This is a genomic window from Pseudomonas sp. FP453, from assembly GCF_030687495.1.
GTDB lineage: Bacteria > Pseudomonadota > Gammaproteobacteria > Pseudomonadales > Pseudomonadaceae > Aquipseudomonas.
In genome coordinates, this window is sequence record NZ_CP117435.1 from 5,823,837 (window position 1) to 5,844,697 (window position 20,861).

16 protein-coding genes and 3 pseudogenes are annotated in these 20,861 nt (G+C 63.7%); 10 read left to right on the forward strand and 9 right to left on the reverse strand.

Features of this window, described 5'->3' with window-relative positions:
- Window positions 1-28 precede the first annotated feature (28 nt).
- The 7 genes from PSH87_RS26620 to pilG form a co-directional block, all read right to left on the reverse strand.
- Window positions 29-265 (reverse strand): DUF6124 family protein, encoded by a 237-nt coding sequence (locus tag PSH87_RS26620; protein WP_017736389.1) that lies wholly within the window; start codon window positions 263-265, stop codon window positions 29-31.
- 344 nt (window positions 266-609) lie between these two features.
- A complete protein-coding gene (locus PSH87_RS26625) occupies window positions 610-1,065 on the reverse strand; it encodes a chemotaxis protein CheW (protein ID WP_017739425.1) in 456 nt (151 codons plus the stop codon).
- Window positions 1,058-6,877: an Hpt domain-containing protein gene (locus PSH87_RS26630; RefSeq protein ID WP_305431689.1), complete on the reverse strand. Its 5,820-nt coding sequence runs from the start codon at window positions 6,875-6,877 to the stop codon at window positions 1,058-1,060. Before PSH87_RS26630 ends, PSH87_RS26625 begins: the two co-directional genes overlap by 8 nt.
- 160 nt (window positions 6,878-7,037) lie before the next feature.
- A complete protein-coding gene (locus PSH87_RS26635) occupies window positions 7,038-9,089 on the reverse strand; it encodes a methyl-accepting chemotaxis protein (RefSeq protein ID WP_017739427.1) in 2,052 nt (683 codons plus the stop codon).
- The gene (locus PSH87_RS26640; RefSeq protein ID WP_017739428.1) at window positions 9,086-9,610 is read right to left on the reverse strand and encodes a chemotaxis protein CheW; all 525 of its coding nucleotides are present in this window, start codon (window positions 9,608-9,610) and stop codon (window positions 9,086-9,088) included. Before PSH87_RS26640 ends, PSH87_RS26635 begins: the two co-directional genes overlap by 4 nt.
- A gap of 12 nt (window positions 9,611-9,622) precedes the next feature.
- On the reverse strand, window positions 9,623-9,988 hold the full coding sequence (gene pilH / locus PSH87_RS26645) for a twitching motility response regulator PilH (protein ID WP_017739429.1): 366 nt from the start codon (window positions 9,986-9,988) through the stop codon (window positions 9,623-9,625).
- A 46-nt stretch (window positions 9,989-10,034) separates the two neighbouring features.
- Window positions 10,035-10,442 carry a twitching motility response regulator PilG gene (gene pilG / locus PSH87_RS26650; RefSeq protein ID WP_026137140.1) on the reverse strand — a complete coding sequence of 136 codons (408 nt, stop codon included), beginning with the start codon at window positions 10,440-10,442 and terminating at the stop codon, window positions 10,035-10,037.
- A gap of 239 nt (window positions 10,443-10,681) precedes the next feature.
- Between pilG and gshB the strand changes: the two genes are divergently transcribed.
- The 7 genes and pseudogenes from gshB to PSH87_RS26685 all read left to right on the forward strand — a co-directional run bounded on the left by gshB (window position 10,682) and on the right by PSH87_RS26685 (window position 16,596).
- On the forward strand, window positions 10,682-11,635 hold the full coding sequence (gene gshB, locus PSH87_RS26655) for a glutathione synthase (protein WP_017739431.1): 954 nt from the start codon (window positions 10,682-10,684) through the stop codon (window positions 11,633-11,635).
- A 77-nt stretch (window positions 11,636-11,712) separates the two neighbouring features.
- Window positions 11,713-12,618 (forward strand): energy transducer TonB, encoded by a 906-nt coding sequence (locus PSH87_RS26660; RefSeq protein WP_305431691.1) that lies wholly within the window; start codon window positions 11,713-11,715, stop codon window positions 12,616-12,618.
- Window positions 12,619-12,712: 94 nt separating this feature from the next.
- A pseudogene (locus PSH87_RS26665) lies at window positions 12,713-13,283 on the forward strand (YqgE/AlgH family protein).
- Window positions 13,283-13,718: pseudogene (ruvX, locus tag PSH87_RS26670) on the forward strand (Holliday junction resolvase RuvX). Before PSH87_RS26665 ends, ruvX begins: the two co-directional pseudogenes overlap by 1 nt.
- 73 nt (window positions 13,719-13,791) lie before the next feature.
- The gene (gene pyrR / locus PSH87_RS26675; RefSeq protein WP_017739434.1) at window positions 13,792-14,298 is read left to right on the forward strand and encodes a bifunctional pyr operon transcriptional regulator/uracil phosphoribosyltransferase PyrR; all 507 of its coding nucleotides are present in this window, start codon (window positions 13,792-13,794) and stop codon (window positions 14,296-14,298) included.
- A gap of 23 nt (window positions 14,299-14,321) precedes the next feature.
- Window positions 14,322-15,328 (forward strand): annotated as a pseudogene (locus PSH87_RS26680) (aspartate carbamoyltransferase catalytic subunit).
- Window positions 15,325-16,596, forward strand: a complete 1,272-nt coding sequence (locus tag PSH87_RS26685) for a dihydroorotase (protein ID WP_305431693.1) — start codon at window positions 15,325-15,327, stop codon at window positions 16,594-16,596. Before PSH87_RS26680 ends, PSH87_RS26685 begins: the two are co-directional and overlap by 4 nt.
- 163 nt (window positions 16,597-16,759) lie before the next feature.
- Here the strand turns inward: PSH87_RS26685 and PSH87_RS26690 are convergent, their stop codons facing one another.
- On the reverse strand, window positions 16,760-17,188 hold the full coding sequence (locus PSH87_RS26690) for a TM2 domain-containing protein (RefSeq protein WP_017737767.1): 429 nt from the start codon (window positions 17,186-17,188) through the stop codon (window positions 16,760-16,762).
- Window positions 17,189-17,437: 249 nt separating this feature from the next.
- On the opposite strand from PSH87_RS26690, the gene PSH87_RS26695 reads away from it, so the two are divergent.
- Entirely contained in the window at window positions 17,438-18,067 is a 630-nt protein-coding gene (locus PSH87_RS26695) for a C40 family peptidase (RefSeq protein ID WP_032864999.1), read from the forward strand.
- A gap of 151 nt (window positions 18,068-18,218) precedes the next feature.
- On the opposite strand, the gene PSH87_RS26700 is transcribed toward PSH87_RS26695, so the two are convergent.
- Window positions 18,219-19,253 (reverse strand): type IV pilus twitching motility protein PilT, encoded by a 1,035-nt coding sequence (locus PSH87_RS26700; RefSeq protein WP_305431694.1) that lies wholly within the window; start codon window positions 19,251-19,253, stop codon window positions 18,219-18,221.
- A gap of 57 nt (window positions 19,254-19,310) precedes the next feature.
- Between PSH87_RS26700 and PSH87_RS26705 the strand changes: the two genes are divergently transcribed.
- Both PSH87_RS26705 and proC read left to right on the forward strand, forming a co-directional pair.
- On the forward strand, window positions 19,311-19,997 hold the full coding sequence (locus PSH87_RS26705) for a YggS family pyridoxal phosphate-dependent enzyme (RefSeq protein ID WP_017735305.1): 687 nt from the start codon (window positions 19,311-19,313) through the stop codon (window positions 19,995-19,997).
- Window positions 19,998-20,030: 33 nt separating this feature from the next.
- Window positions 20,031-20,849, forward strand: a complete 819-nt coding sequence (gene proC, locus PSH87_RS26710; protein ID WP_305431696.1) for a pyrroline-5-carboxylate reductase — start codon at window positions 20,031-20,033, stop codon at window positions 20,847-20,849.
- The last annotated feature ends 12 nt before the right edge of the window (window positions 20,850-20,861 follow it).

Sequence of the window (20,861 nt, forward strand, 5' to 3'; positions counted from 1 at the left end):
TAGGTCCCTTTTTGGGAACGATCAAGCTTTAAGCCGCAGATGAGGGGGAAATCTGTTCCAGCGCTCGATCCACCAACAACTGCCCAAGCTCGGCCATTTGCTGGATCCCGAGCATGATTGCGCGCTGGGAGGTGTCCAGGTCGAAGGCCAGGTTGCAGGTCATGGCGTTGAGGGACGACAGGGTTTCGCTGGCGTTGACCAGCAGGGCTTCGGTTTCTTGATTGGGATTGATGGTGAAGATATTGGATGAGAGTGGCTTCGACATGATGCGCGGTTCCTTAATGGATCAGTCAGGAACGCCTTTAGACGTAGGCGTCGTGTACGCCTAAACAGATTTTTCGGACTTGCACGTCCGTGTCACCGTTTTTCGCGATGACGGGACGAAGACTAGGCGCGCCGACTGCACGCGACAAGTTCATGCCTGGCCCAAAATCTTGCAGGAAAAATCCGAGGCATCGCCCACCGTCGCACAGCACTCAAGCCTTGTGAAGATCCACTGTGGGAGCTGGCTTGCCTGCGATAGCGGTGTATCAGATGTTGATGCACTGACTGACATGCCGCTATCGCAGGCAAGCCAGCTCCCACATTCGATCTTCACAGGGCTTGCGATCAGGCCAGGCCGGACTCCACCAACAGCGCTTCCAATCCCAACAAATCCGGCACCTTCGCCACATGTTCCCCCACCTGCACCGCCGCCAGCTCCAGCGCACACAACGGCACATCCACATAACTCAACTGGCTATCCAGTTTGTACGAACGCGGAATCCCCTGGATCACCAACGCAATAAACTTCAACGTCGGCCGCCCACCCAAGGTGTTCAGCACCACGATCCGCGAACGCTCCCCCGTCACCACCGCTTCACCGCACACCGCTTCAAAGCTGATCAACGGCAATTGCCGGTCACGCCAGGTCACTTGCCGCAGGTACCACGGTGGCGCGTCACTGGCGGGTTCGCCGCGCTGGTAGTCGATCAGTTCGGCGATGGCCACGTTGGGCAGCACCAGATGACGGTCGGCCAATGGCAGCAGCAGGCCGGTGAGTTGGCTGGTGCGGTGGTCAAGCATGGGACTTGCTCCAGTAGGCGATGCTTTCCAGCAGCACCGACTCTTGGTACGGCTTGCCGAGGTAGTCGTTGACGCCGATGGCCATGGCGCGGTCGCGGTGTTTCTGGCCGGTGCGCGAGGTGATCATGATGATCGGCAGGCGCATCAGGCGCGGGTCGTTGCGCACCTGGATGGCCACTTCGAAGCCGTCCATGCGCGGCATTTCGATGTCGAGCAGCATCAGGTCCGGGGTGTGTTCTTCGAGCACGGCGATGGCGTCGATGCCGTCCTTGGCGGTGAGTACGTTCATGCCGTTGCGTTCCAGCAGGCGGCTGGTGACTTTGCGCACGGTGACCGAGTCGTCCACCACCAGCACCAGCAGCGGGCGTTTTTTCAGCGGGTCGTTGAGCACCAGCGGCGCATCCACCGCCTGCGCCGGCAAGGCCGGTTGGCGCGCGCGGATGTGTGCAAGCAAGTCGATGATCAGCACCACGCGGCCATCGCCGAGGATGGTCGCGCCGGACAAGCCCTGCACCCCGGCAAACTGCGGGCCCAGGCCCTTGACCACGATCTCCCGCGTGCCCGCCATGGCATCCACATGGATCGCCACGCGCCGCTCGTTGCACTGCACCAACAACACCGGCACCGGCTGGTATTGGCCGAGCAGTTTCGGGCGGCCGACGGTGTGCAGCAGGTCGCCCAGGTAGAACAATTCGTAGCGCTGGCCGGCGTACTCGTAACGCGGCGGGTCTTGCTGATAGTGCCCGGCCAGTTCATGGGGCATGACCCGCACCAGGCCTTCGATGGTGTTGAGCGGGATCGCGTATTGATCGTCCGCGCACTGCACCATCAATGCGCGGTTGACCGACACGGTGAACGGCAAGCGAATGCGAAAGTGCACGCCCACCCCCGGCGTCGACTCGATAAACATCGAGCCACCCAGTTGGCGCACTTCTTCATGCACCACGTCCATGCCCACGCCGCGCCCGGAAATCTGCGTGATCTTTTCCGCCGTGGAAAACCCCGGCTGCAGGATGAACTGCAACACATCGCGGTCGCTGATCTCCTGGTCCGGCGCAAGCAAACCACGCTTGATCGCCTTGCGCCGCACCGCTTCCAGCGGCACACCGGCGCCGTCGTCGCGCATGTCGAAGACGATGTCGCCGCCTTCGTGGGTCAGGTCCAGGGTGATACGGCCCTTCTCCGGCTTACCCGCCAGCAGGCGCGCATCGCGGGATTCCAGGCCATGGTCCACGGCGTTGCGCAGCATATGTTCCAGCGGCGCCGCCATGCGTTCCAGCACGTTGCGGTCCATCTCGCCTTCGGCGTTGCCGACGATGAATTCCACGTCCTTGCCCAGCTCGCCCGCCACCTGGCGCACGATGCGCTTGAGGCGCGGCAGCATGCGTTCGAACGGCACCATGCGCGTGCGCATCAGGCCTTCCTGCAACTCGGTGTTGATGCGCGCCTGTTGCTGCAACAGGTCGTGGGCATCGCTGTTGCGCCGGTCGAGGGTGTCCTTGAGGTCGAGCAAGTCAGAGGCCGATTCGGACAACGCCCGCGACAGTTGCTGCAACTGGGAATGGCGGTCCATTTCCAGCGGATCGAATTCTTCATAACCCAGGCGTTCGGCCTCGGCCTGCTGGCGGCTGAGGATGCGGCCCTGGGTTTCGGTGTCGAGGCGGCGCAGTTGGTCGCGCATGCGCTCGATGGTGGTTTCCACCTCGCTCAGCGCAATGCGTGCATCGTTGACCTGCTGCTCGATGCGGCCACGGAAGATCGAGGTTTCGCCCGCCAGGTTGACCAGGTCATCCAGCAACTCGGCGGAGATCTTCACCATGTCGGCCGCAGGCTCCACCACCGCCTCAGCCTTGTTCGCCGGCAACGCCACCGGCACCACCGGCTCAGCGCTCGGGTGCACCAGGCTTTTGATGCGCTCGATGAGTTTGTCCACCGAACCCACCGGCAAGCCGTCCGCCACCGCGTCGATCATCTGCGCCAAACGGTCGTGGCAGCCTTGCAGCAGGGCAAACAATTCCGCCGACGGCGCCAGCAAGCCGGCCGACAAGCCTTCGTAGAGAAATTCCAGCTCGTGGGCCAGATCGCCAATCGGCCCGATCTCGACCATGCGCGCGCCGCCCTTGAGGGTGTGCAGGTCACGCAGCAGGGTTTCGACTTCCTGGCGGTTGCCCGGTTCGGCCTGCCAGCGCAACAGGGCGCTGCCGGAGCTGTCGAGAATATCGGCGGCTTCTTCGAGGAAAATATCCAGCAGCTCGGGGTCGGCGCCGGGGCTTTCCACGGCCTGGGCCGCAGCGGCCGGTGGCGTGCTCTGGCGCAATGCCCGCACCTTGGCCACCAGCTCCGCGCTGTCGCTCAGGGGCTGCTGCTGTTGCAGTTGGTCCAGTTGCAGGGCCAGCCGTTCGTGGCAGGCCATCAGCACCTGGGACAACTCGGCAGAGTAGCTGTAGCGACGGTCCACCAAGCCTTCGTAAAGGTTTTCCAGCTCATGGGCCAGCTCGGCCACCGGGGCGATTTCGGCCATGCGCGCGCCGCCCTTGAGGGTGTGCATGTCCCGTTGCAGCGAGGACAGCGGCGCGACGCCGTCGGGCTCCAGCAGCCAGCGCTTGAGGGACTGCCCGGCGCTGTCGAGGATGTCCACGGCTTCTTCGAGGAAGATCTCGACGATCTCATCGTCCACCGCCGTGTCCTGCTCCAGCTGCGCCGTGGCGGCGCCCAGTTCGGCGATGCTCAGCGCGCGGCTGCCGTCGCTTTTGACCAGGCCGGTGGCGGACGGGTCGAGGGCTTCGTCCAGCAGCTCGCGCAGGGCTTGCAGGCGCGCCGGCACCGGGCTGATCTCCTGGCCGGCAGCGAGTTGGTCAAGCATGTTGATCAGCGCTTCATGGGCCAGTTCGGCCTCATGGAAGAAGCGCTCGCTGACCGCCAGGCTGCTCTCTTCCACGGCGCCATACAGGTCGAGCAAGGCTTCGCACAGTTCGTCGATGGCGTGCAGGTCGGCGATGTGCGCGCCCTCCCCCAGCGTGGTCAGCTCGTCCAGCAGCGCGGTGAGTTCCTGGCGCTCGCCGGGGTGCTGCTGCCAACGGCGCAGCAGGGTTTCGGCGTCGAGCAGGATGTCCATGCCCTGGGCCAGGAAGTTGGCGATCAGTTGCGGGTCGCGCTTGATCCGCAGGCCGGTGTTGGGCGCGTCGAGCAAGGCGGCCAGTTGCCGGTCGAGCAGGGCCTGGATGCGCTCGATCAGGTCCGGCGCGCCTTTGATCGGCGCCAGCGGGTCGCGATCCAAGTGGCGCAGGCCGCGCTGGAACAGGCCTTCGGCCTCCAGCAACAGCTCCACTTCATCCAGGTCCAGCGGCAGGCGGTGCGCCTTGTATTCGCGGGTCAGGTGATCCAGCGGCCGCGCCAGTTCGGCGATGGGCAGCACGCCGGCCATGTACGCACTGCCCTTGAGGGTGTGCAGGGCGCGTTGCAGTTCATCGCTGACTTGCAGCGGCATGTGTTCGGTGGCTTGTTGCAGGAAGTGGTTGAGGCTGTCCAGATGGCTCTGGGCTTCGTTGCGGAAGATCTCCAGCAGCATCGGGTCATGGGGTTCGGCAGCCGGCACGGCGGTGCCACTGGCCAACGCGTGGGCGCGGGCGGCCAGGGCGTCGACTTCGTCGCGCTGGTGTTGGTCGTCGGTAGCAAAGTCGGCGATCAGTTCCGGCAGCAGGGCCACCGCTTCATCCAGTACCTGCTGGACCTCGGGGCCCAGGGCCACGCTGCGTTCCAGCACACGGTTGAGCAGGTTTTCCACGGCCCAGGCCAGCTCCGCCAAGACCAGGGCACGCACCATGCGGCCGCTGCCTTTCAAGGTGTGGAAGGCCCGGCGCATTTCGCCCAGGGCGGCTTTATCGGCCGCGCTCGCCAGGTGGCGGTGCAGCACTTCAAGGACTTCATCCGTCTCTTCGAGGAAGACTTCACGCAGTTCGTCGTCGATGGGTTCTTCGTCGGCCGGTGGCGGCAGCAGGCTGCCCGGGCGTTGCAGCGCGGGCGGGTTGAGGCGCGACGTCGGGTTGGCCAGCGCGTCGAACTGCGACTGGCTCGGCGCCGCCTCGGTGGACAACGCACCGTCCGGCGCCACCAGCGCTTGGCGCCAGGGTTTTTCCGCCGGCAGGTAACCCAGCGCCGCCAAGGCCTGGGTGGCGGTTTCCAAGACCCGTTCGCCGTCGGCGTCGGGGTCTTGGAGCATGCGTTCGAGGTAGTACTCCAGGCTGCTGATCACGTCGGCGAAATGCGCCAGGTCGTCCGCGGACGGCGCCGTGTCATTGAGCATCAGTTCTTCATCGACGTAGTCGGTGCACCCGCGCATCAGGCTCGCCGCCCGTGGCAGCGGGATCATCGCCAACGCGCCGCGCACCTGGCTGAGCAGTTCCGGCAGGGATTCCAGGCGCTGAGGGTCCCAATCGGCTTCCAGGCAGTCGATCACCAGCTCTTTGGCCTGGCGCAGGCACTGGCAGGATTCGCGGATCACCAACTGGTGGATCTGCGTCAGGTCGGTGGTGGGCAAGCGGCTTTCTTCGCGGCTATCGGGCTCGACCGTACCAGCCATGCCCGCCAGCGTCGCTTCGACGTAGAGCAATGCGCCGGCGACGTCCATCAGCACGGCGTCGCTGGGTTCACGTTGGCCCTGGGCCAGGCTCAGCACCACGGCGAGCTGGTCGATGATGACTTTGCGCGGCTGGCCGAAACCCAGCACCGCGAGGGTGTCGGCGATCTGCCGCAGCGGCGCGAGCAGTGCATCGAGGTCGCTGGTGTGCTGGCGGTCACTGCGCACGAACAGGTCGAGGCGTTCCTTGACCCGCACCAGTTCTTCGCACAAGGCGCCGAGCACCGAGCCCATGGCATTGCGATCCGGCCCGGCCAGCCGCGCGCGCTCGGCATCCACCACCGCGCTGTCGGGCAAGGCTTCATCCAGGCCGTAACGTTCCTTGAGGCTTTGCATGCGCGGCGTCGGCCGGGTGACTTTGGCCACGTAGAACAACAGGCTCTTGAGCAAGTCATCCGGGGCCGGCTGGTTGATCCCCGCGATGCCCTGGGCCAGCAGACGCTTGAGTTGTTTGTCACTGGCCTTGAGCAGGCTGCGCAGCGCCGGGCTGTTGGCGACCACGCCGGTGAGCATGCCTTCGACCAGCGCCGAGGTGACTTGCCACAGCGGCAACAACGGCGCGCCCTGGCACAGGGCTTCGAGGCGGGCGAACACCCGCGCCATGTCTTCCAGGTTGCTCGGGCCATGGTCTTCGCGCAGCAACCCGGCGAGGGCTTGTTGCAGCAGTTGGTGCCACTGGCGCAGTTGCGCTTGCAGGTCGGGCGTCGCGCGTTGGGCCAGGGCTTCGTCGGAGAGCGGTGCGATCGACAGCAGTTGCGGGCTGAACAGGCTGGTTTCCGACAGCAGGCTTTCACCCCGTGCACTGCGCAGGTCGTTGAGCAGCGGCAGCACCACCAGCGGCAAGTCGCGGCGGGCGCTGTGGACGCGGTCGAGGTACAGCGGCAGTTGGCTGAGGGCCTGTTGCAGGAGGCGGATGCTTTCGTCGCGCTGGCTGACCTGCCCGGCCTGGAACGCCAGGGCCAGGTGTTCGATCTCTTCGGCCAGCAACGCCGCGCCGTAGAACTCGACCATTTGCAGGGCGCCATGCACCTGGTGGATACCGGCCAGGCACTGGCCGATGACGGCGCTGTCGCCGGTTTCGACAAACGCGTCCAGCGCCGAACGGGCCTGTTTCAGGGTTTCGGCAATGTCGCCCTTGACCCATTCGAGGGCCACGTAGTCGTGCCGATCAACCATATTCACTCCGGTGAGAATTTTTGAGTTGCAGGTATTGCCAGGAACAATGGAGATCTATTGTGGGAGCTGGCTTGCCTGCGATGGCGGTGGGTCAGCTAAACAGATGTCGACTGGAAGACCGCTATCGCAGGCAAGCCAGCTCCCACAGGGGTTCCGCATTTCAATGGTCGGCCTGCTTTGCAGGTGGCAAGGTGAAACCCGACACCGACCTGCGCAACTGGCTGGCCATCTTTGCCAGATTGCCGATGCTCTCGGCGGTGGCGGTCGAGCCTGACGACGTCTGGCTGGTGATCTGCTGGATCACGTTCATCGTCAGCGAGATCTGCCCCGCCGACGAGGTCTGTTGCTGCGCCGCATTGGAGATGCTCTGGATCAGCGCCGCCAGGGTTTTCGACACGCCTTCGATCTCTTCCAGGGCCACGCCGGCGTCTTGCGCCAGCCGTGCACCGCGCACCACTTCGGTGGTGGTCTGCTCCATGGAGATGACCGCTTCGTTGGTGTCGGCCTGGATCGCCCGCACCAGGGTTTCGATCTGCCGCGTGGCCGCGGACGAGCGTTCGGCCAGGCGCTGCACTTCATCGGCAACCACCGCAAAACCGCGCCCGGCATCCCCGGCCATGCTGGCCTGGATCGCGGCGTTGAGGGCGAGGATGTTGGTCTGGTCGGCGATGTCGTCGATCAGGCTGACGATGTCGCCAATCTCCTGGGACGACTCGCCCAGGCGCTTGATGCGCTTGGCGGTGTCCTGGATCTGCTCGCGAATGTTGTCCATGCCGTGGATGGTGTTGTGCACCACCTCGTTGCCCTTGTTGGCGATCTCCACCGAGCGCTCTGCCACCGCCGAGGATTCGGCGGCGTTGGCCGAGACCTGGTCGATGGACTGGGCCATCTGGTTGATCGCCGTGGACGCTTCGGCAATCTGCTGGGCCTGATGCTCCGAGGCCTGGGCCAGGTGCATGGCGGTGGCCTGGGTGTCCTGCACCGCGCCGGCAACCTGGCCGGCGGTGAGGTTGATGGTGGCGACCAGGTCGCGCAGTTGGTCCACGGAATAGTTGATCGAATCGGCGATGGTGCCGGTGAAGTCTTCGGTTACCGAGGCGGTCACGGTGAGGTCGCCGTCGGCCAGGTCTTCGATTTCATCCAGCAGGCGCATGATCGCGTTCTGGTTGCGCTCGTTCTTCTCGGCGGTTTCGTGCAGCTGGCGGTTGGTTTCACGCACCATCACCAGGCCGATCAGGATGATCGAGGCCAGCGCCAGCAAACCGAGGACGTAGCCGCCGATGGTGTCGAAGGTGCGCCCGCTGGCGAGGTTTTCAAAGCCGGTGGCCAGGTGCGAGGCTTCATCGAGCAGGGTTTGCGAGAGGTTGAAGATATTGCTCGCCGAGGCGCGCACCTGAAACAGTTGCGGCGAGGTTTCGAGGATTTCATCCACGGAGCCGGAGACAAACTCGAACAGCTCCGAAATCTCCGCCAGCCGCGCGCGGGCGTCGCGGTCTTCGACCTGGGTGATGCGCAGCCCGGCGTTGCCCTGGAGCATGCCGTTGAGCACCTGGCCGAAGCGGTTGGCGTCGCGGCCAAAGGCGTCGGCGGCCTGCACGGCAGTTTCGTCGCCGGCCAGCACGGTGTTGACCGCACCGAGGATGCGCTCGGCCAGCAACGATTGGCGCTGGGCCAACGCCACCTGACTGGCCGGAGCGCCGCGTTGCAGGAGGATATCGACGACCTTTTCCGATTCCATCTGCAATTGCGGCACGGTTTCGGCGAGGGTCGCGGCCACCTGGTGCAGGGACAGCACGGTCTGTTCGCTGGCAAGGATCGCGTCGGTGTTTTTCAGCAGCGCTTCCCAGTCGGTCTGCACCGCGCGCATCTCGGCGCGTACCGCACTGGGCGCGGCGGGCAGGCCGGTTTCCGGGTCGCCTTTTTTCAGGTAGCCCCAGCGCTGGGCGAAGTCGTTGCGCGCATCCCCCAGCAGTTTGAACGCGGCCGCTTTGCCGGCGGCGGCTTCGGTGGCGTTCTTGGCGATGCGCTGGGACAAGACGCGCAATTCACCGGCGTGGCCGATGTACTGCTTGTCGTAGGTGGACTGGGTGTTGAGGTAGGCGAAGTTGGCGAACAGCAGCATGATGAACACGATCAGCGCGATAAACAGCACGATGATCTGTGAGCGGCTGCGCGAGCCGGCCTGGGGTTTGGGCGTGGTAGCGGTGGTCATGCGGCGACATCCATGAAGCCTGGGGCCTGGGCCAGAGCGAAGGGGCTGAAGACCTGCCACAGCTGGTCGCCGTCGAACTGGCCCTGGATAAATGGCGCGCCGGCGCTGGCGTTCGCCAACAGCGCGTCTTGTGCGAAATGCTGCATACCCACCACCTCGTCCACCAACAACCCGACAAACAGGTCGTTGTATTCCACCACCAACACACGCCGTTGCTTGCGCGCCTTGGACAGCGCCTGGCCGAGGAACCCACCCAGGTCCATCACCGGCAACAAGCGCCCACGCAGGTTAGCCACGCCCTTGACCCAGGCCTTGACCCCGGGCATTAAAGTGCAACGTGGCTCATGCAGGACTTCGGCCACTTCGCCCATCGGCGCGACGAACCAATGCGCACCCACGCGAAACCCGATCCCGCTCCAACCCTGCTGGCGGGTTTCCTGGGACGGCAGGTCGGCGGCCAGCAAGCGGCAGCGGCGGTCGATGTCCAGCAACAGCTCGAAGGCGGTTTGCGACTCGGTCATGATCGCCTGCCGTCAGCCGGCCAGCACCTTGTTCAGGGTGGCGATCAGGGTTTCTTCATCCACCGGCTTGGTCAGGTAATCCTTGGCGCCCTGGCGCGCGCCCCAGATCTTGTCGGTTTCCTGATCCTTGGTGGTGATGATGATGATCGGGATCCCGTTGGTTTCCGGCTCCTTGGACAGCTGACGGGTGGCCTGGAAACCATTGAGGCCCGGCATCACGATGTCCATCAGCACGGCGTCGGGTTTTTCCTGGCGGGCCAGGGCCACGCCGTCCGCGCCGTTTTCGGCTTTGAGAACCTCGTGGCCATGCTTTTCCAGCATGCCGGTCAGTTTGTACATTTCGGTCGGCGAATCGTCGACGATCAGAACACGTGCCATGGTTTTCCCCACTAACTTGGTAGACGCCGGCCCTTGTGGGGCGGTGTCAGTGTGCTTGTTCTACTGCGGCGAAGGCAGGCACATAGGCCTTGATCGCACCCAGCAGTTCTTCCTTGCTGAACGGCTTGGTCAAAAACTGATCGACACCGACGATACGCCCCTTGGCCTTGTCGAACAGGCCGTCCTTGGAGGACAGCATGATCACCGGGATCGACTTGAACGCCGGGTTGTTCTTCACCAGGGCGCAGGTCTGATAGCCATCCAGGCGCGGCATCATGATGTCGACAAAGATAATGTGCGGGTGATGATCAACAATCCGCGCCAGGGCATCGAAACCGTCGATGGCCGTGATGACTTCGCACCCTGCGTTCTTCAACAGGGTTTCGGCGGTGCGGCGGATCGTCTTTGAATCGTCGATCACCATCACTCTCAAGGCGTTGGAATGCTGTTCCATATCTGCTCTACCATCGCCACAGCGAATCGGTTTTCGGTGTGTACTGCCTGATGTTGCACAGGATGGGCGCCGCAAGCCTTGGAACTCAAGGGCTGCTGCGCCGTGGCAGTCTTTTTAGCACAGTCTCCGGGCGCAATCTATCGAGCAACCGGCCAGGTGGTTTTTCCTTGACCCACAACAGCCGCAGCGCCACTCTGACGCCACTTTTATGCGCCCTAATTTGCTAGAGGAAATCCCCCATGAGCGTTCGCGTCGGCATTGTCATGGACCCTATCGCCAGCATTTCCTATAAAAAGGACAGCTCGCTGGCCATGCTCCTGGCCGCCCAGGCCCGCGGCTGGACCCTGTTCTATATGGAACAGCGCGACCTGTACCAGGGCGACGGCGAGGCGCGTGCACGCATGCGCCCGCTGCAGGTGTTCGCCAACCCTGAAAAGTGGTTCGAGTTGCAGGACGAAATCGACAGCCCGCTGAGCGACCTCGACGTGATCCTGATGCGCAAGGACCCGCCGTTCGACATGGAGTTCGTCTACTCCACCTACCTGCTGGAGCAGGCCGAGCGCGCCGGCGTGCTGATCGTCAACAAGCCGCAGAGCCTGCGCGACTGCAATGAAAAGCTGTTTGCCACCCTGTTCCCACAGTGCACGCCGCCGACCGTGGTCAGCCGCCGCGCCGACGTGCTGCGTGAGTTTGCCGCCAAGCACGGTGATGTGATCCTCAAGCCGCTGGACGGCATGGGCGGCACCTCGATCTTCCGTCACCGCGCCGGCGACCCGAACCTGTCGGTGATCCTCGAAACCCTGACGGCCCTGGGCACCCAGCAGATCATGGGCCAGGCCTACCTGCCAGCGATCAAGGACGGCGACAAGCGCATCCTGATGATCGACGGCGAGCCGGTGGATTACTGCCTGGCGCGCATCCCGGCAGCCGGCGAGACCCGGGGCAACCTGGCGGCCGGTGGCCGTGGTGAAGCCCGGCCGTTGTCGGACAAGGACCGCTGGATTGCTTCGCAAGTGGGTCCAACCCTGCGGGAAAAGGGACTGCTGTTTGTAGGCTTGGACGTCATCGGCGAGCACCTGACGGAAATCAACGTCACCAGCCCCACCTGCATCCGCGAGATCGACAACGCGTTCGGCACCAACATCGGTGAGATGCTGATGGCCGCCATCGAGCGCAAGCTGCAAGCCAAGTGACATAGAACAGCCGGACACAAACCAACATTGCGTTATCATGCGCCACCTGTGAAACGCGCGATGTTGGTTCCTTTGTCATGACACTCCCGTCCGATCTGCCTCCCGAACTCTCCCACAGCGGCGTGCGCCCGGCTGATCGGCTCGGATTCACCCTGTTCCTGGCGGCGCTGATTCACCTGGCCCTGATCCTCGGCATCGGCTTCACCCTGGTCGAGCCCAAGCAGATCACCCGCACCCTGGAAATCACCCTCGCCACGTTCAAGAGCGAAAAGGCGCCCGAAAAGGCCGACTTTCTCGCCCAGGACAACCAGCAGGGCAGCGGCACCCTGGACAAGAAAGCGGTGCCCAAGACCACCGAAGTGGCGCCGTTCCAGGACAACAAGGTCAATAAAGTCACCCCGCCACCGACGCCCAAGCCAGAGGTCAAGCAGGCAGCGCCCAAGGCCACCGTGACCACCGTGGCGCCCAAGCCGCAAAAAGCCGCGACCCAGCCCGAAAAAGCCAAGACCGAGCCCAAACCCGAGCCCGCCAAGCCGGCACCGACCTTCGACAGCTCGCAGCTATCCGACCAGATCTCTAGCCTGGAAGCCGAACTGGCCAATGAACAACAGCTCTATGCCAAGCGCCCGCGTATCTACCGCCTGAACGCGGCCTCGACCATGCGCGACAAGGGCGCCTGGTATAAGGACGAGTGGCGCAAGAAGGTCGAGCGCATCGGCAACCTCAACTACCCGGACGAAGCCCGCCGCCAGCAGATATATGGCAATTTGCGCTTGTTGGTGTCGATCAACCGCGATGGTTCGTTATATGAGGTGCAGGTGCTCGAATCCTCCGGCCAACCGCTGCTGGACCAGGCCGCCCAACGCATCGTGCGCCTGGCTGCACCGTTTGCGCCGTTTACCGGGGACTTGAACGATATCGACCGCCTGGAAATCATCCGCACCTGGAAGTTCGCCAAGGGCGACCGCCTCTCCAGCAACTAACCCCGTGGCGAGGGAGCTTGCTCCCTCGCCACAGGCGGGTGCCCACCGATGATCAGGCTTGTCAGTTCGCCCCTCCAACGCCACACTAGCGGACATGAAAAACGTCAGCCCGACCTACCTCAAGCACCAATTCCTGATCGCCATGCCCCACATGGCCGACCCGAACTTTGCGCAGACCTTGACCTATATCGTCGAGCACACGGCCAATGGTGCCATGGGGCTGGTGGTGAACCGCCCGCAAGCGCTGAACCTGGCGGACATTCTTGAGCAACTGCGCCCGGAGATCGACCCGCCGGCCCGCTGCCAGCATGTGCCGATCTACATCGGCGGGCCGGTGCAGACCGATCGCGGTTTTGTGCTGCACCCCACCGGGCCGAAATTCCAGGCCACGGTCGACCTTGACGGTGTGTCACTGTCCACGTCCCAGGACGTGCTGTTCGCCATCGCCGACGGCGTGGGCCCCGAACAAAGCGTGATCACCCTCGGCTACGCCGGTTGGGAAGCCGGGCAACTGGAAGCGGAACTGGCCAGCAACGCCTGGCTGAGCTGCCCGTTTGACGCCGACATCCTGTTCAACACCCCCCGTCGAGCTGCGCCTGGAGGCGGCCGCCGCCAAGCTGCGCGTCAACCTCAACCTGCTGACCAGCCAGGCGGGGCACGCCTGATGGCCTTGCGTTTGATCCTCGGCTTTGACTACGGCACCAAACAGATCGGCGTAGCGGTCGGCCAGGTCATCACCGGCCAGGCCCGCGAGCTGTGCACCTTGAAAGCCCAGAACGGCATACCCGACTGGAACCAGGTCGAAGCCCTGATCAAGGTGGAAGCCCGACGCCGTGGTGGTCGGCCTGCCCCTGAACATGGACGGCACCCCCAGCGACATGTGCCTGCGCGCCGAAAAATTCGCCCGCCGCCTCAATGGCCGCTACAACCTGCCCTTCTATACCCACGATGAACGCCTGACCACCTTTGAAGCCAAGGGTGAACGCCGCGACCGTGGCGGCCAGAAGGGCAGCTACCGCGACAACCCCGTGGACGCCATCGCCGCCGCCTTGCTGTTGCAGGGTTGGCTGGATGAAAACACCGCTTTATTTGAATCCTGACTGACGCGGCTTGCCGCGTCTTTTTACGTTTGAGCCCGGACCTTGCCTGCGCGTAGGTCCTGAAGGAGCCTGCATGAGCCTGCCGAACCCCGCCGAACTGATCAGCCAGATGGCCACCCGCCTCACGGCCCATCTGGAACACCGCAACATCAGCGAGCCGCGCTTCATCGGCATTCGCACCGGCGGTGTGTGGGTCGCCCAGGCATTGCTGGAAGCGCTGGGCAGCGATTCGCCCCTCGGCACCCTGGACGTGTCCTTCTACCGCGACGACTTCAGCCAGAACGGCCTGCACCCGCAAGTGCGCCCTTCGGCCCTGCCGTTCGAGATCGAAGGCCAGCACCTGGTGCTGATCGACGACGTGCTGATGAGCGGCCGTACCATCCGCGCCGCCATGAACGAACTGTTCGACTACGGCCGCCCGGCCAGCGTGACGCTGGTCTGCCTGCTGGACCTGGACGCCGGCGAATTGCCGATCAGCCCGGATGTGGTCGGCGCGACGCTGTCGCTGGCGCCCCACCAGCGGGTAAAATTGTCCGGTCCCACGCCGCTCGAACTCGAACTGCAAGACCTCGCCCTTTAAACCCCTTGTAAAGAGTCCCCGCGATGACGCCTCTAGATGCCAAGCGCCCGCTGCAGCTCAATGCTCAGGGTCAGTTGCAACACTTCTTGTCCCTCGACGGTTTGCCCCGCGAGCTGCTCACTGAAATCCTCGACACCGCCGACTCGTTCCTCGAAGTCGGTGGCCGCGCGGTGAAGAAGGTCCCGCTGCTGCGCGGCAAGAGACCATCTGCAATGTGTTCTTCGAGAACTCCACCCGCACCCGCACCACCTTTGAACTGGCGGCCCAACGGCTGTCGGCCGACGTGATCACGCTGAACGTGTCCACCTCGTCGGCGAGCAAGGGCGAAACCCTGCTCGACACCCTGCGCAACCTCGAAGCCATGGCCGCCGACATGTTCGTGGTGCGCCACGCTGACTCCGGCGCCGCGCACTTCATCGCCGAGCACGTGTGCCCGCAGGTCGCGATCATCAACGGCGGCGATGGCCGTCACGCCCACCCGACCCAGGGCATGCTCGACATGCTCACCATCCGTCGGCACAAGGGCAGCTTTGAAAACCTTTCGGTGGCCATCGTCGGCGACATCCTGCACTCACGTGTGGCGCGCTCGAACATGCTGGCCCTGAAAACCCTGGGTTGCCCGGACATCCGCGTGATCGCGCCAAAAACCCTGCTGCCGGTGGGTATCGAGCAGTACGGCGTGAAGGTCTACACCGACATGGCCGAAGGCCTCAAGGATGTGGACGTGGTGATCATGCTGCGCCTGCAACGCGAGCGCATGGCCGGTGGCCTGCTGCCGAGCGAAGGTGAGTTCTACCGCCTGTTCGGCCTGACCACCGCACGTTTGGCCGGCGCCAAGCCGGATGCCATCGTGATGCACCCGGGCCCGATCAACCGTGGCGTGGAGATTGAGTCGGCGGTGGCCGACGGTCCGCAATCGGTGATCCTGAACCAGGTCACCTACGGCATCGCCATCCGCATGGCCGTGCTGTCCATGGCCATGAGCGGGCAAACCGCGCAACGTCAATTCGAGCAGGAGAACGCCCAGTGAAGCTCAGCATCCTCGGCGCCCGCGTCATCGATCCAGCCAGTGGCCTGGATCAAGTTACCGATCTGCACCTGGAAGCCGGCAAGATCATTGCCATCGGCGCTGCACCTACCGGTTTCAGCCCGGTGGAAACCATCGACGCCAAAGGCCTGGTGGCCGCGCCTGGCCTGGTGGACCTGAACGTCGCCCTGCGCGAACCGGGCTACAGCCGCAAAGGCAGCATCATCAGCGAAACCCGCGCCGCTGCGGCCGGTGGCGTGACCAGCCTGTGCTGCCCGCCGCACACCAAGCCGATCCTCGACACCTCGGCAGTGACCGAGCTGATCCTCGACCGCGCCCGTGAAGCCGGCAACTGCAAAGTGTTCCCCATCGGCGCCCTGAGCAAAGGCCTGGAAGGTGCACAACTCGCCGAACTGATCGCCCTGCGCGACGCCGGTTGCGTGGCCTTCGGCAACGGCCTGGAGAGTTTCCGCAGCACCCGTACGTTGTTGCGTGCCCTGGAATACGCGGCCACCTTTGACCTGACGGTGATCTTCCACTCCCAGGACCGCGACCTGGCCGAAGGCGGCCTGGCCCATGAAGGCGCCGTGGCCAGCTTCCTCGGCCTGCCGGGCATCCCCGAGACCGCCGAGACCGTGGCCCTGGCCCGCGACCTGCTCCTGGTGGAACAAAGCGGCGTGCGCGCGCACTTCAGCCAGCTGACCAGCGCACGGGGCGTGGCCCTGATCGCCCAGGCCCAGGCCCGTGGCTTGCCGGTGACGGCGGATGTGGCGTTGTATCAGCTGATTCTGACGGACGAGGCGCTGATCGACTTCTCCAGCCTGTACCACGTGCAGCCGCCGCTGCGCACTCGGGCCGACCGTGACGGTTTGCGGGCGGCGGTTAAATCCGGTGTGGTTTCGGCGATTTCCAGCCACCACCAACCCCATGAGCGTGATGCCAAGCTGGCGCCGTTTGGCGCGACAGAGCCGGGGATCAGCAGCGTCGAGCTGTTGTTGCCGTTGGCGATGACGTTGGTGGAAGAAGGCCTGCTGGACTTGCCGACACTGCTGGCACGCCTGAGTGCGGGCCCGGCCGAGGCCTTGCGCCTGCCAGCTGGCAAATTGGCAGTGGGTGCGGCAGCGGACGTGGTGCTGTTCGACCCGGCCAGTTCCACCGTGGCGGGCGAGCATTGGCTGTCGAAGGGTGAGAATTGCCCGTTCATGGGCCATAGCCTGCCGGCGGCGGTGCGTTACACCTTGGTCGACGGCCGGATCACCTACCAGGCCTGATAAGCCCCATACCTAACAGTGGGCACGGTTCAATGTGGGAGCTGGCTTGCCTGCGATAGCATCACCTCGGTCTGCCTGACACACCGAGGTGCCTGCATCGCAGGCAAGCCAGCTCCCACACAAGCCTGTTCCCACAGTGGGTTCTGTCTAGACCTCTAGAAACTCAGCGGCCGCCATTGCGCTCGGCATTGCGGATCGAAATCTGCGTATTCAACGTCCAGAAGTCATACAGCACCCCCACCAGGAACAAACCACCGGTCAGCAGGTAGATCAAACCGGTGATCCATTTGCCCTGGTACATGCGGTGCACACCGAACACCCCCAGGAACGTCAACAGAATCCAGGCCACGTTGTATTCGATCGGCCCGGCGGTAAACCGCAGGTCGGCTTCACGGTCCATGGCCGGGATCAGGAACAGGTCGATCAGCCAGCCAATGCCCAGCAGGCCGAAGGTGAAAAACCAGATCGTGCCGGTCACGGGCTTGCCGTAATAGAAGCGGTGCGCGCCGGTAAATCCGAAAATCCAGAGCAGGTAACCGATCACCTTACTGTGCGTGTCGTGCTGGGAAACATCTTGCCGATAGGTGTTCATCGCGTACCTCTTTTGCCTCGATAGATAAATATTTTCATTTTCTTTGTGACTTTTTTACGGGCGCCCGACGTGTGGCCGATGGTATCTTCCCTCCCGCAAAGCCTTGTGCCACCTGACTTGTGTAGGACAATTGCGGCGATTCGTCGCGTTTTTGCTGACTTTGACCCCAAGGTTCAATCGACAAACGGCCTTATAACGACACAAAAAGCTGTTATAAAGTTGCGCGCAAACCAAAAAGAGCCACGCCTAATGCGACCATTTTTCAAGACATGGCTAACCATTTGCCTATTAATGCCACTGGCCGCCCACGCCACCAATCGTGAGCAACGACTTCCGAACGTTAATGGTTTCACCCCTAAAGTTCACAGCACACCCGGCACCACCAAGGCGGTCAAGCTGACCGTCAACCGCCCGACTCAAGTGAGCAAGGCCCATGCCAGCGGCCTGGTCGGCGTCAACACCAAGCAAAGCAGCAATGTCCTCAGCCGCGCCGTCAACGTGCTCGGTACCCCTTATCGTTGGGGCGGCAGCAGCCCAAGTAAAGGGTTCGATTGCAGTGGCCTGGTGAAATATGCGTTTAACGACGTTGCCGCAGTGGACCTGCCGCGCACGTCCAATGCCATGGCCGCCGGCCACGGGCAGAAGGTTGATCGCAAGGACTTGAAGCCGGGCGACCTGTTGTTCTTCAAACTGAAGAGCCGCCAGGTCAACCACGTTGCCATCTACCTGGGCAACGACCGCTTCATCCACGCACCGCGTCGTGGCAAGTCGGTAAGCATCGACACGCTGAAGAAGCCGTTCTGGGACAAGAACTATGTGATTGCCAAGCGGGTGCTGCCGAAAGAGCAGAACAGCAACCTGCGGGTCGTACAGCGCTGATCCAACGCTGAAATAAAATGTGACGCTGGTTGTGTGGGAGCTGGCTTGCCTGCGATGCGGGCACCTCGGTGTATCAGTTAGACCGAGGAGATGCTATCGCAGGCAAGCCAGCTCCCACACAAGCCAGCCCCCACATTGATATCAGTGTTTTCTAGATATCGGTCGGCACCCTCGCCTTCTCCCGCGCATCCTCCCGGCTGACCAGCCCCTCGCCCACCAGCGCCTTCAAGCTCATATCCAGCGTCTTCATGCCCAACGCTCCACCTGTCTGGATCGCCGAGACCAACTGAGCCACCTTGTCCTCACGAATCAGATTGCGAACCGCCGGTGTGCCCAGCATGATCTCGTGAGCCGCCACGCGCCCGCCGCCGAGTTTCTTCACCAGCACCTGGGACACCACCGCCTGCAACGACTCCGCCAGCATCGAGCGGACCATGGCCTTTTCCCCCGCCGGGAACACATCCACCAGCCGATCCACGGTCTTTGCCGCCGACGCGGTGTGCAGGGTGCCAAACACCAGGTGCCCGGTCTCAGCGGCCGTCAGGGCCAGGCGGATGGTTTCCAGGTCGCGCAACTCCCCCACCAGGATCACATCCGGGTCTTCCCGCAGCGCCGAACGCAATGCCGCCGCAAAGCTGTGGGTATCACGGTGCACCTGGCGCTGGTTGATCAGCGCGGTTTTTGGCCTGTGGATAAATTCGATGGGGTCTTCCAGGGTGAGGATGTGCTGGCGCCGGTGCTGATTGAGGTAGTCGATCATCGCCGCCAGGGTGGTGGACTTGCCCGAACCGGTCGGCCCGGTGACCAGCACCAGGCCACGGGGCAGTTGGGCGATACGCTGGAAGACGTCCCCCAGGCCAAGGCTTTGCACGCTCTGGACCTCATGGGGAATGGTGCGAAACACCGCGCCCATGCCGCGATCCTGCTGGAACACATTCGCCCGGAACCGCGCCACGCCCGGCAGTTCGAAGGCAAAGTCCATTTCAAGAGATGTTTCGAAATCCTTTTGCTGGTGTTGATTGAGCAAAGGGCTGAGCAAATCCGCCACCTGGGGCGCCGACAGCACCGGCCAGTCCAGCGGCCAGACCTCGCCGTCCACACGCAGCATCGGCGCCAGGCCGGCCGACAAATGCAGGTCGGATGCGCCACGGCGCACGCCTGCCGTCAGCAGTTCAGTGATATCCATAGGGCTTTCCATTTCCAGTAGAATGCCGCGGACTCCATGTCCACGGGCGCATCTTGAATGTCCACGATAGCAGACAACATCGAGCGGGTTAGCCAGCGTATCCGCGCCGCCGCCGACGCCGTGCAACGCGACGCCAGCAGCATCCATCTACTGGCCGTGAGCAAGACCAAACCCGCCCAGGCCGTGCGTGAAGCCTACGCCGCCGGGATGCGCGATTTTGGCGAGAACTACCTGCAGGAAGCCCTGGGCAAACAGGCCGAATTAACCGACCTGCCCTTGAGTTGGCACTTCATCGGCCCCATTCAATCGAACAAGACGCGCGCTATCGCCGAGAACTTCGCTTGGGTGCATTCCGTGGAACGCCTGAAAATCGCACAACGCCTGTCCGAACAACGCCCGGCCGACCTGCCACCGCTGAACATCTGCATCCAGGTCAACGTCAGTGGCGAAGCCAGCAAGTCCGGCTGTACGCCCGCCGACCTGCCGGCCCTGGCCCAGGCGATCAGCGCGCTGCCGCGCTTGCAGCTGCGGGGCTTGATGGCGATTCCCGAGCCGACTGACGATCGTGCCGCGCAAGATGCAGCCTTCGCCACGGTGCGCGAGCTGCAAGCCGGTTTGAATCTGCCGCTCGACACACTTTCCATGGGCATGAGCCACGACCTTGAGTCAGCCATCGCCCAAGGCGCCACCTGGGTGCGGATCGGTACTGCACTGTTTGGCGCCCGCGACTACGGCCAGCCGTGAAATGGCTGACTTTTCACTGAATAAGGACCTGTCATGAGCAACACGCGTATTGCCTTTATCGGCGCCGGTAACATGGCGGCCAGCCTGATCGGTGGCCTGCGGGCCAAAGGCCTGGATGCCGCGCAGATCCGCGCCAGCGACCCCGGCGCCGACACCCGCGCCCGTGTCAGCGCCGAACACGGTATCGAGACCTTTGCCGACAACGCCGAGGCCATCCAGGGCGTCGATGTGATCGTCCTGGCGGTCAAGCCGCAGGCCATGAAAGCCGTGTGCGAAAGCCTGCGCCCAAGCCTGCAACCGCAGCAGTTGGTGGTGTCCATCGCCGCCGGCATTACCTGCGCCAGCATGAACAACTGGCTCGGCGCCCAGCCGATCGTGCGCTGCATGCCCAACACCCCGTCGCTGCTGCGCCAGGGTGTGAGCGGCTTGTACGCCACCGGCGAAGTCAGCGCCGCGCAACGGGATCAAGCCCAGGAACTGCTGTCCGCCGTGGGCATCGCCCTGTGGCTGGACACCGAGCAGCAACTGGATGCGGTCACCGCCGTGTCCGGCAGCGGCCCGGCGTATTTCTTCCTGCTGATCGAAGCCATGACTGCCGCTGGCGTGAAACTGGGCCTGCCGGCGGAAATCGCCAAGCAACTGTCGGAACAAACCGCACTGGGTGCAGCCAAGATGGCCGTGACCAGCGACGTCGACGCCGCCGAATTGCGCCGCCGCGTGACCTCGCCGGGCGGCACCACGCAAGCCGCCATCGAATCCTTCCAGGCCGGGGGCTTTGAAGCCCTGGTGGAAACAGCACTGGGTGCCGCGGCACATCGTTCGGCGGAAATGGCCGAGCAGCTGGGCAAATAAATAGTCGTCCCA

Bases quoted from the DNA above. Each gene is read 5' to 3' on its own strand.
- PSH87_RS26625 (WP_017739425.1), bottom strand. From the start codon at position 1,065: ATGCTTGACCACCGCACCAGCCAACTCACCGGCCTGCTGCTGCCATTG.
- PSH87_RS26660 (WP_305431691.1), top strand. From the start codon at position 11,713: ATGACACTCCCGTCCGATCTGCCTCCCGAACTCTCCCACAGCGGCGTG.
- PSH87_RS26695 (WP_032864999.1), top strand. From the start codon at position 17,438: ATGCGACCATTTTTCAAGACATGGCTAACCATTTGCCTATTAATGCCA.
- pilG (WP_026137140.1), bottom strand. From the start codon at position 10,442: ATGGAACAGCATTCCAACGCCTTGAGAGTGATGGTGATCGACGATTCA.
- pyrR (WP_017739434.1), top strand. From the start codon at position 13,792: ATGAGCCTGCCGAACCCCGCCGAACTGATCAGCCAGATGGCCACCCGC.
- gshB (WP_017739431.1), top strand. From the start codon at position 10,682: ATGAGCGTTCGCGTCGGCATTGTCATGGACCCTATCGCCAGCATTTCC.
- proC (WP_305431696.1), top strand. From the start codon at position 20,031: ATGAGCAACACGCGTATTGCCTTTATCGGCGCCGGTAACATGGCGGCC.
- PSH87_RS26635 (WP_017739427.1), bottom strand. From the start codon at position 9,089: ATGACCACCGCTACCACGCCCAAACCCCAGGCCGGCTCGCGCAGCCGC.
- PSH87_RS26630 (WP_305431689.1), bottom strand. From the start codon at position 6,877: ATGGTTGATCGGCACGACTACGTGGCCCTCGAATGGGTCAAGGGCGAC.
- PSH87_RS26640 (WP_017739428.1), bottom strand. From the start codon at position 9,610: ATGACCGAGTCGCAAACCGCCTTCGAGCTGTTGCTGGACATCGACCGC.
- PSH87_RS26690 (WP_017737767.1), bottom strand. From the start codon at position 17,188: ATGAACACCTATCGGCAAGATGTTTCCCAGCACGACACGCACAGTAAG.
- PSH87_RS26705 (WP_017735305.1), top strand. From the start codon at position 19,311: ATGTCCACGATAGCAGACAACATCGAGCGGGTTAGCCAGCGTATCCGC.
- pilH (WP_017739429.1), bottom strand. From the start codon at position 9,988: ATGGCACGTGTTCTGATCGTCGACGATTCGCCGACCGAAATGTACAAA.
- PSH87_RS26620 (WP_017736389.1), bottom strand. From the start codon at position 265: ATGTCGAAGCCACTCTCATCCAATATCTTCACCATCAATCCCAATCAA.
- PSH87_RS26700 (WP_305431694.1), bottom strand. From the start codon at position 19,253: ATGGATATCACTGAACTGCTGACGGCAGGCGTGCGCCGTGGCGCATCC.